General features: G+C 54.3%; 3 protein-coding genes. 2 read left to right on the top strand and 1 reads right to left on the bottom strand.

Annotated features, from left to right (window positions below; translation table 11 throughout):
• Nucleotides 1–144: 144 nt before the first annotated feature.
• Entirely contained in the window at nucleotides 145–354 is a 210-nt protein-coding gene (locus tag AC1RQB_RS27335; protein WP_002554837.1) for a cold-shock protein, read from the bottom strand.
• Nucleotides 355–708: 354 nt separating this feature from the next.
• Between AC1RQB_RS27335 and dcd the strand changes: the two genes are divergently transcribed.
• Nucleotides 709–1,275 (top strand): dCTP deaminase, encoded by a 567-nt coding sequence (dcd, locus tag AC1RQB_RS27340; RefSeq protein ID WP_007904652.1) that lies wholly within the window; start codon nucleotides 709–711, stop codon nucleotides 1,273–1,275.
• Between the two features lie 107 nt (nucleotides 1,276–1,382).
• Nucleotides 1,383–1,589 carry a hypothetical protein gene (locus AC1RQB_RS27345; RefSeq protein ID WP_032830504.1) on the top strand — a complete coding sequence of 69 codons (207 nt, stop codon included), beginning with the start codon at nucleotides 1,383–1,385 and terminating at the stop codon, nucleotides 1,587–1,589.
• Nucleotides 1,590–1,765: the final 176 nt, after the last annotated feature.

The raw sequence follows: 1,765 nt of genomic DNA on the forward strand, positions 1-1,765 counted from the left end.
GCTCGACAGCTCCTACAGAGACCGTATGTCAACGTAGGAGCTGTCGAGCGAAGCGAGGCTGCGATCTTTTTTGCCATGCAAAACACACAGGCACAAAAAAGCCCCGCTTTTGAGGGCGGGGCTTTTTACTAAAGCAAGTACAAGTTAGATAACTTGAACTTCTTCAGCTTGCATGCCTTTCTGACCGCGGGTAGCGATGAAAGAAACCTGTTGGCCTTCTTTCAGGCTTTTGAAGCCGTCGGATTGGATAGCTTTGAAGTGAACGAACAGGTCGTCACCGGATTGTGGAGTGATGAAGCCGAAGCCTTTTTCATCGTTGAACCACTTAACGGTACCGGTTTGGCGATTAGACATGGTGTAACTCCTTGAACAAAGATAACTGCGACGCAGGAAGAACCCTGGCCGAGACTGAGTGCAAAGAGCAGGAAAAATTCTTGTAGATGGTTGGATCGAAATTCAACATATCGTGTAGAGATTCTCAGTGACACAAGCAGCACAGTGGCGCCACCTTAACCCTTTTTCCGGAACGTGCCAATGTTTCTTGCGAAGGTTTCTCTGTTTTCATGACTGACGGTGCATTGAATGGCGGTGAAGACCCGGGATTCACGGGCGATTGGCGAGAATTGTGTCCCGGACTTTGAACCCGGCGCGCCTGCCCGGTAAGATGCCGGACAGAATTTTTCCACCTCGCTATTCAGGACACCCGCCATGAGCATCAAATCGGACAAGTGGATTCGCCGCATGGCGCAGGAACACGGCATGATCGAGCCTTTCGTCGAGCGCCAGGTGCGCGGTAGCGACGATAGTCGTGTGATCTCCTACGGCGTGTCCAGCTACGGCTACGATGTGCGTTGCACCAATCACTTCAAGGTGTTTACCAACATCAATTCGGCGATCGTCGACCCGAAAAACTTCGATGCTGGCAGCTTCGTCGACATCCACAGCGACGTGTGCATCATTCCACCGAACTCCTTCGCTCTGGCCAGCACCGTCGAATACTTCCGCATCCCGCGTAACGTATTGACCATTTGCCTGGGTAAAAGCACCTACGCGCGTTGCGGCATCATCGTCAACGTCACGCCGCTCGAGCCTGAGTGGGAAGGTCACGTGACCCTGGAGTTCTCCAACACCACCAATCTGCCGGCGAAAATCTACGCGAACGAAGGCGTGGCGCAGATGTTGTTCCTTGAGTCGGACGAAGAGTGCGAAGTCTCCTACAAGGACCGTGGCGGCAAGTACCAGGGACAGCGTGGCGTGACCCTGCCGCGTACCTGAGTCAGCCGTCTGACAAACCGTTGGAATTCCTGAGCGGGCGTACACTCTATGGAGTGTACTGCTCCGATTCGCGCAAGGCGGATCGGGCCATCGCTCAGGAGTGCTTCATGAAGATCGATCCGCGAATAAGTGCCGAACTGGCAAGGCTTGAGCCCAATCAGGTTGGCATGCTGGCCTGGTCCTTGTTGGCACATCCGCCAGTCACGGCAGGGGGCATCCCCCATCAGCCTGATCCCGACACACCCAATGAAGATCCGACAGAACCCGGAGAGCCCACTCTTCCGGATGAGCCACCGCCCGCGCCTGTGGTCTGATACCTGTGGGACAACTGATTTCTGTAGGAGCGAGGCTTGCCCGCGAAAGCGGTTTTTCAGTCACATCGATGCTGGATGTGCCTACGTCTTCGCGGGCAAGCCTCGCTCCTACATCTATGGTTACCCCCTTTTCTGCAATACTGTTCTTGATGCGTGTTTGGCTTGCTTTCATCTAT

Source organism: Pseudomonas sp. GW822-FHT02E03, from assembly GCF_058802325.1.